Genomic DNA, 7,877 nt, shown 5'->3' with positions numbered 1-7,877 from the left:
GCTCATGCGTTAGGGCTACCCTGTTCAGCGCAGCCACGCCAGCCTATTTGCGGCTGACGCGAGAAGCAGATAGGCAGATGGCAACAGGGGAGAGTTCCATGGCGGCAATTCTAAGCGTTCGTGATTTGGTCAAGCGATACGATGGTGGCTTTGAGGCGCTCAAAGGCGTGACACTGGACATCGAAAAAGGTGAAATTCTGGCGCTGCTTGGTCCCAATGGCGCGGGTAAAACGACACTGATTTCAACAATTTGCGGTATTACTGAAGGAACCAGCGGTTCCGTCAACGTCGGTGGGCACGACATAGTCGGCAATTACCGTGAAGCGCGGCGGATGATCGGACTGGTTCCGCAAGAAATAAATCTCGAACCGTTCGAGCGGGTGATAAACACGGTGCGGTTTTCGCGCGGTTTGTTTGGCAAACCAAAGAACGAAGCATATCTTGAGAAAATTCTGCGTGAGCTTTCGCTTTGGGACAAGAAAGACAGCCGTATCATGGAATTGTCGGGCGGCATGAAACGGCGCGTTTTGATTGCGAAGGCACTTAGCCATGAGCCGGAAGTCCTGTTTCTGGATGAACCGACAGCGGGCGTGGATGTCGAGCTGCGCAAGGATATGTGGGAAATCGTTGCAGGATTGAAGGCTGGCGGCACGACAATCATCCTTACGACCCATTACATTGAAGAGGCCGAAGCGATTGCAGATCGTATCGGTGTCATCGCCAAGGGCGAGTTGCTGTTGGTCGAAGAAAAGCAGGCGCTTATGACCCGAATGGGGCAAAAGCAGTTGCAGATTGATCTGAGCGCGCCTGTAAGCGTGTTGCCAGAGGCGCTGGAAAGTTACGGGCTGGAAATCGTCAACGACGGCGCGTCAGTCCTTTACAGCTATGACACGCGCGGCGAGCGGACGGGGATCACCGCCCTTTTGGCCGATCTGGCAAAAGCGGGGCTGGTGATGAGCGATTTGCAAACCAAACAATCGAGCCTTGAAGACATCTTTGTGGGCCTTGTTGCGGAGGATGCGGCATGAACTGGCAGGCAATAAGGGCAATCTACACATTTGAAATGGCCCGTTTCTTTCGCACTTTGATGCAGAGTTTCATTTCGCCCGTTATTTCGACGTCGCTTTACTTCGTCGTGTTCGGCGCGGCGATCGGGAGCCGCATAGATCAAGTGGACGGGATCAGTTACGGCGCGTTCATCGTACCGGGATTGATTATGTTGAGCGTGATGACGCAGGCGATTTCCAACGCCTCTTTCGGGATATATTTCCCGAAGTTTATCGGCACGATCTATGAACTTCTGTCCGCCCCTGTGAACTTTCTTGAGATCGTGATCGGCTATGTGGGCGCTGCGGCGACCAAGGCGTTGTTCATAGGCGTTGTGATCCTTGCGACCTCTGCCTTGTTTGTTGATCTGCAAATCCAACATCCGTTGGCGATGATCGCCTTTATGGTGCTGACCTGTGTCAGCTTTTCATTGTTCGGCTTCATCATCGGGATTTGGGCGCAGAATTTCGAGCAATTGCAGCTTATCCCCCTTCTGGTGGTGACACCCTTGGTGTTCCTTGGCGGCTCGTTCTATTCGATCTCGATGCTGCCGCCGGTCTGGCAAACGATCACATTGTTCAACCCCGTCGTCTATTTGATTTCGGGCTTTCGCTGGGCGTTCTTTGGCATGGCAGATGTGCCAATCGGACTTAGCCTGCTGGCAATCGCAGGCTTTTCCGCGATGTGTCTTGTTGCGGTGTGGTGGATTTTCAAAACCGGCTGGCGGATTCGCCAATGAACGCGCTGACAATATATATCCGCTACGCCTTGTTTCGCGCTGCTCGGCATTCTACATCGCCATTATGAAACGCTTTCTTCCCTTTATGAAATCGGACCCGACGGTTGCGGTTATCCGGCTTTCCGGTGCGATTGGCACTGGTGGGCGCGGCTCATTGAGCGATCAGGCGCTTGCGCCAGTGATCGAAAAAGCCTTTTCGCGGGGCAAGCCTGATGCGGTTGCCTTGCAGATCAATTCGCCGGGTGGAAGCCCGGTTCAAAGTTCGTTGATCGGCGCGCGTATCCGCAGGCTCGCAGAAGAGAAAAGCGTGCCGGTCTATGCATTCGTGGAAGATGTGGCGGCGTCTGGTGGCTATTGGCTCGCGGCGGCGGCGGATGAGATTTATGCGGACGAAAGTTCTGTTCTGGGTTCGATTGGCGTGATTTCAGCGGGCTTTGGCGCGCATGTGTTCCTTGCCCGCCAAGGAATCGAGCGGCGCGTTTATACAGCAGGAAAATCAAAGTCCATGCTGGACCCGTTCAAGCCTGAATCCGAAGAAGACGTTGCGCGTCTCGGGACGATGTTGGAACAGATCCACACCAATTTCATTCGCCATGTGCAGCAACGGCGCGGTGACAAGCTCGACAAAAGTCAGGACTTGTTTTCAGGTGATATCTGGATTGGCAGTGCGGCGCAGGACGTCGGGTTGATCGACGGCATCGGGCATCTTGTGCCTGCGATGAAAGCGCGGTTTGGCGATAAAGTGAAATTCCGCCGTTACGGACCAAAACGCGGCTGGATGAGCCGGATAGGTGCACAAGTTGCTAGCGATGCGCTTGCAGGCATTGAGGAGCGCGCAGAATTTGCGCGCTTTGGTCTTTAACTGTGATCTTTAAAATCGTTACATTTTTCCTGATCGGAATGGGCGTGCTGGCGATGTTCGGCAAGTTGACCTTCCCTGGGCAGAAGCGTCTGCGCGATGCGAAATGTAAGCGATGTGGACGTTACCAAATTGGCCGGGGGCCATGCAATTGTTCCAAGGGTAGGGGCTAAACTATGATGCCATGGCTGTTGGTTGGGCTCGGGCTTGTGATCTTGCTTTTGGCCGGTGATGCGCTGGTGAAGGGCGCGGTCAATTTGAGCTTGCGCGTCGGAATTCCCGCGCTGATCGTGAGTTTGACGATCGTGGCCTTTGGTACCTCTGCACCTGAGCTGTTGATTTCCATCAATTCGGTTCTGGAAAACAAGCCGGACATCGCCATGGGCAATGTGGTCGGCTCGAACACGGCCAATATCCTTTTGGTGTTGGGTTTTCCCGCAATCCTTGCGACGATTCACACATCAGAGTGCAATACGCGTAAGACCTATGTGTTCATGATAATCGCAAGCGTTTTGTTCATCGCTTTGGCTTTCACAGGCAATTTCGGCACTTGGCAGGCGTTGGTCTTGTTGGCTGCGTTAGCCTTCATGTTGGCGGACGCGTTTCGCGATGCCAACACACACCGCAAAGGCGCGGCACTTGCGGCGCTTGAAGAAGAAGAGGTTGAGGGAGCGGACCCTGATATGCCTTGGTGGCAGATCATTGTTTTCTTGCTTTTGGGGTTGATTGGTTTGCCGCTGGGCGCGGATTTGCTGGTGGATAATGCGTCGCTTATTGCGCGGGAATATGGCGTTAGCGAAACGGTGATCGGTTTGACGCTGGTCGCGCTTGGAACCTCCTTGCCAGAACTTGCAACAACGACGATGGCTGCATTGCGCCGTCAGGCCGATGTGGCGCTGGGCAATGTCATTGGTTCCAACATGTTCAACTTGCTGGCGATTATTGGTATCGCAGCGTTGATCGGCCCCATCCCCGTAGCGCCAGAATTCCTGCGCTTTGATCTCTGGGTGATGTTGGGCGCTTCGGTTCTGCTGCTGCCCTTTGTCTTCTGGCGCTGGAATATCTCCCGTCCTTGGGGCATCGCGCTGACACTGGCGTATTTTGCATATGTCGGCGTGGTGTTGTTCTAACTGCGCACAGGCTGCCTTCAGGTCAAACTCTATAAAAGTTTTGCACCTTTCGCTTTTGGTTAACGAAAGCGTTACTAAAACTTTAACAATTTCAATAATTTACACGCGTGAAATTTTTTTACTTATAAAAAACAATGACTTAAATTAGTGCCTAATTTTTAGGCAGTTGAGCGAAGTGGGCCAAAAACAAGGGAAAATTTAGGCTCAGGTATTTCTATCCGCAGAGTTATCCACAGAAACCGTGGACGACTTAACACTTGCCCTTGGTCTTGCGGCATTGCAGCGACGCAAGAAGAATCATATTCAGAGACATGAGCGAAAACCCGAGCACTGATACAGAGCCAACCCCGCGCGGCCATGAGGTTATCCAAGCCTATCTCAAGACGCTTGATAGCTCTCCGGGTGTTTACCGGATGCTCGATGAGCAGAGCCGAGTGCTCTATGTTGGCAAGGCGCGCAATCTACGTGCGCGGGTATCCAACTATGCGCGCCCCAGCGGTCATTCGGGGCGCATTGCGACAATGATCGCGCAAACGGCGTCGATGATGTTTCTGACAACGAAGACAGAAACCGAAGCGCTTTTGCTTGAGCAGAACCTCATCAAACAGCTAAAGCCGAAGTACAACGTGCTGCTGCGCGATGACAAAAGTTTCCCGAATATTCTGGTTAGCAAGGATCACGCCTATCCGATGATCCGCAAGCATCGCGGCGCTAAAAAGGATAAGGGGGCCTATTATGGCCCGTTCGCGTCAGCAGGGGCGGTGAACCGGACCCTGAACCAGTTGCAACGCGCGTTTCAGCTGCGCGATTGTACGGATTCCAGTTTTGCAGTGCGCACACGGCCCTGTTTGCAGCATCAGATAAAGCGGTGTTCAGCGCCCTGCGTTGGCAAGATCAGCGAAGCGGATTACGCTAACACGGTGCGCGATGCGGAGCGGTTTCTTTCGGGCAAGTCCACGGATTTGCAAGAGGAGCTGGCTGCGCAGATGGCAAAGGCCTCTGAAGAGATGGAGTTCGAGCGCGCAGCGGCGCTGCGGGATCGCATTCGCGCGTTAACGCAAGTGCAGACCTCCCAAGGGATCAACCCGCGCAATGTGAGCGAGGCAGATGTGATCGCACTTCATATGGAGGGTGGGCAGGCTTGCGTGCAGGTCTTTTTTATTCGCGCCAATCAGAACTGGGGCAACAAGGATTACTATCCGCGTATCACATCTGATGTGGATGAGGCGGAAGTGCTCGAGGCTTTCACGGGGCAGTTCTATGACACCAAAGACCCGCCGCGCCAGATATTGTTAAGCCATGCCTTGGAAAACGAAGATCTGATGATTGATGCCTTGTCCCAGAAGTTGGGCAAAAAGGTCGAAATGATCGTGCCCCAGCGCGGTGAGAAGGCCGAAATAATGGACGGTGCAGTGCGCAACGCGCGCGAAAGTCTTGCGCGGCGCATGGCGGAAACCCAAGCACAGGGCAAATTGCTTAAGGGGTTGGCCGAGGCCTTTGGCTTGGAAAAAGTGCCCCAGCGCATCGAGGTTTATGACAACAGCCACATTCAAGGGGCCCATGCGGTGGGCGGGATGATCGTTGCCGGGCCAGAGGGGTTTGTGAAGAATGCCTATCGCAAGTTCAATATCAAGGGCGAAGATCTAACGCCCGGCGATGATTTCGGCATGATGAAAGAGGTTATGACACGGCGCTTCAAGCGTTTGATTAAGGAGGACCCCGAGCGCAAAACAGGCGACTGGCCGGATTTGTTGCTGATTGATGGCGGCGCGGGTCAGGTGAGTGCGGTGCGTGAGATCATGGAGGAGCTGGGCGTTGGCGATGTGCCGATGGTTGGCGTGGCCAAGGGTGTGGACCGTGATGCCGGGAAGGAAGAGTTCTATCGCACAGGCCAGCGCCCCTTTGCGCTGCGCCACAATGATCCGATCCTGTATTTCATCCAGCGTATGCGCGATGAGGTGCACCGTTTTGCGATAGGCACGCACCGCGCGAAGCGCAGCAAAGCGATTGGCGCAACGCCGCTTGATGATGTGCCGGGCGTCGGAGCGGGGCGCAAGCGCGCGCTCTTGGCGCATTTCGGATCGGCCAAGGCGGTCGCGCGGGCGAACCTGGTGGATTTGAAAGCGGTAGACGGGATTTCTGCGGCTATGGCTCAGGTCATTTATGACTATTTCCATGAGCGTGGCTGATCTGAATGAGCGCGCTGGCGCGCGCGCAGTATGAGCCGCTTACGCGGCAAATTGGGGCGCTGCCCCAAACCCCGGGATATTTCACGAGAGAGGAAGTTGCTGCGGTGCGGCATCTTCTCAAAGGGGCTATACTTATGGCTGGAATACCCCTATGCGCGGGGCTTGTTTGAACGGCAGGTATGCAATGACTGATTTTGAAAACGTAATTCCGACACTGAATGAAGCCTTGAAGGCAAAAGGCTACGAGACTTTGACGCCTGTCCAGATCGAAGTGTCCAAGCCGGAATTTCTGGATCAGGATTTGCTGGTGTCTGCGCAGACCGGTTCGGGTAAGACGGTTGCCTTTGGTCTGGCGATTGCGCCTTCGATTTTGGAAGAAGACGGCCGCTTTGAGCGTGCTGCGACGCCGCTGGCCTTGGTGATTGCACCGACGCGCGAGTTGGCTTTGCAGGTGCAGCGCGAGTTTGATTGGCTGTTCGCGCCTGCGGGGGTTGTTGTGGCTTCGACAGTGGGCGGCATGGATTCGCGTACAGAGCGGCGTGCGCTTGATCGCGGCGCACATATTGTTGTCGCAACGCCTGGCCGTTTGCGTGACCACATCATGCGCGGCGCAATTGATTTGTCTGCTTTGCGCGCGGTTGTATTGGATGAAGCGGACGAGATGCTTGATATGGGCTTCTCGGAAGATCTGGAATTTATTCTGGATGCAACGCCAGAGGATCGCCGGACTTTGATGTTCTCGGCAACGGTTCCACGCGGCATTGCGAAGCTGGCACAGAAGTATCAGCGCGCCGATACAAAGCGCGTTGAGACGATTGGCGAAGGACCGCAGCACGCGGATATTACCTATCGCGCGATGACTGTTGCGCCGTCTGATACAGAGAACGCGATTATCAATACGCTGCGCTATTATGAGGCGCAGAATGCGATTGTGTTTGCCAACACGCGCGCGATGGTTGCGCGTTTGACGGCACGTTTTTCGAACCGTGGTTTTTCGGTTGTGTCCTTGTCGGGTGAGCTGTCCCAGAACGAGCGGACCCATGCATTGCAAGCGATGCGCGACGGGCGCGCGCGCGTGTGTGTGGCGACGGACGTTGCGGCGCGCGGGATTGATTTGCCCAACCTTGAATTGGTGATCCATGCGGATCTGCCCTCAAATGGTGAAACGTTGTTGCACCGCTCGGGCCGTACAGGTCGCGCTGGTCGCAAGGGGATTTCGGCCTTGATTGTTCCCGGTCGTCAAAAGGCCAAGGCTGAGCGCTTGTTGAAGTTTGCCAAGCTGACTGCCGAGTGGAGCAATGCGCCTTCGGCGGATGATGTGAATGCGCGCGATGAAGATCGTATGTTGAACGATCCGTCCTGGTCCGAAGCGCTGAGCGAGGACGAGTTGAGCTTTGCGGGCAAGTTGCTGGCACAATATAAACCTGAGCAAATCGCGGCGGCCTTCTTGCGTTTGCACCGTACCAAACACTCTGCGCCAGAGCAGTTGGGTGAAGTCACGGACACAGGTCCGCGCAACAAGCGTGAGCCGCGCGAGCCACGTGCGCCGCGCGATTTCGGTCCAAGCTCATGGTTCTCGCTTTCGCTGGGTCGCAAGCATAAGGCAGAGCCGCGTTGGTTGCTTCCGATGCTGTGTCGCAACGGCAATATCTCCAAGGATGATATCGGCGCGATCCGTGTCCAGTATCAGGAGACGTTTGTTGAAGTGCAGACCTCTGCGGTTGAGCGGATGAAGAAAGAGTTGGGTGAGGGGCTTAATCTGGAGCAGGGCGCGAGCCTGACAGAATTGCCCGGCAAGCCTGATTTTGATGCGTCACCTGCTGGTCCGCCTGCGGATGGGCCGTCCAAGCCGTATAACAAAGGTCCGCGCGAGGATCGCCCGCGTGGTGACAAGCCGCGCTATGATAAACCGC

6 protein-coding genes are annotated in these 7,877 nt (G+C 55.1%); all 6 read left to right on the top strand.

The features are described 5' to 3' along the window. The first annotated feature begins 98 nt into the window (after positions 1 to 98). Positions 99 to 1,028, top strand: coding sequence for an ABC transporter ATP-binding protein (locus WBC85_RS10145; RefSeq protein ID WP_424436220.1), 930 nt, complete (start codon positions 99 to 101; stop codon positions 1,026 to 1,028). Beyond that, positions 1,025 to 1,786, top strand: coding sequence for an ABC transporter permease (locus WBC85_RS10140; protein ID WP_424436217.1), 762 nt, complete (start codon positions 1,025 to 1,027; stop codon positions 1,784 to 1,786). The genes WBC85_RS10145 and WBC85_RS10140 overlap by 4 nt, the downstream gene beginning before the upstream one ends. Positions 1,787 to 1,850: 64 nt before the next feature. Beyond that, positions 1,851 to 2,648 carry a S49 family peptidase gene (locus WBC85_RS10135; protein WP_424436214.1) on the top strand — a complete coding sequence of 266 codons (798 nt, stop codon included), beginning with the start codon at positions 1,851 to 1,853 and terminating at the stop codon, positions 2,646 to 2,648. A gap of 173 nt (positions 2,649 to 2,821) precedes the next feature. Next, positions 2,822 to 3,775: a calcium/sodium antiporter gene (locus WBC85_RS10130; RefSeq protein ID WP_424436212.1), complete on the top strand. Its 954-nt coding sequence runs from the start codon at positions 2,822 to 2,824 to the stop codon at positions 3,773 to 3,775. Between the two features lie 311 nt (positions 3,776 to 4,086). Then, positions 4,087 to 5,964 carry an excinuclease ABC subunit UvrC gene (uvrC, locus tag WBC85_RS10125; RefSeq protein ID WP_424436209.1) on the top strand — a complete coding sequence of 626 codons (1,878 nt, stop codon included), beginning with the start codon at positions 4,087 to 4,089 and terminating at the stop codon, positions 5,962 to 5,964. A gap of 184 nt (positions 5,965 to 6,148) precedes the next feature. Then, a partial coding sequence (locus WBC85_RS10120) for a DEAD/DEAH box helicase (RefSeq protein ID WP_424436206.1) occupies positions 6,149 to 7,877 on the top strand: 1,729 nt, incomplete at its 3' end.

Origin of the sequence: Planktotalea sp. (assembly GCF_049680325.1) — a bacterium.
Taxonomy (GTDB): domain Bacteria; phylum Pseudomonadota; class Alphaproteobacteria; order Rhodobacterales; family Rhodobacteraceae; genus Planktotalea.
Note: the sequence above shows the minus strand (reverse complement) of the source record. Positions and strands in the feature narration are given on the sequence as shown.

Excerpts from the sequence above, each read along its gene's own strand:
- WBC85_RS10145 (WP_424436220.1), top strand. The coding sequence starts at position 99 with ATGGCGGCAATTCTAAGCGTTCGTGATTTGGTCAAGCGATACGATGGT.
- WBC85_RS10140 (WP_424436217.1), top strand. The coding sequence starts at position 1,025 with ATGAACTGGCAGGCAATAAGGGCAATCTACACATTTGAAATGGCCCGT.
- uvrC (WP_424436209.1), top strand. The coding sequence starts at position 4,087 with ATGAGCGAAAACCCGAGCACTGATACAGAGCCAACCCCGCGCGGCCAT.
- WBC85_RS10130 (WP_424436212.1), top strand. The coding sequence starts at position 2,822 with ATGATGCCATGGCTGTTGGTTGGGCTCGGGCTTGTGATCTTGCTTTTG.
- WBC85_RS10135 (WP_424436214.1), top strand. The coding sequence starts at position 1,851 with ATGAAACGCTTTCTTCCCTTTATGAAATCGGACCCGACGGTTGCGGTT.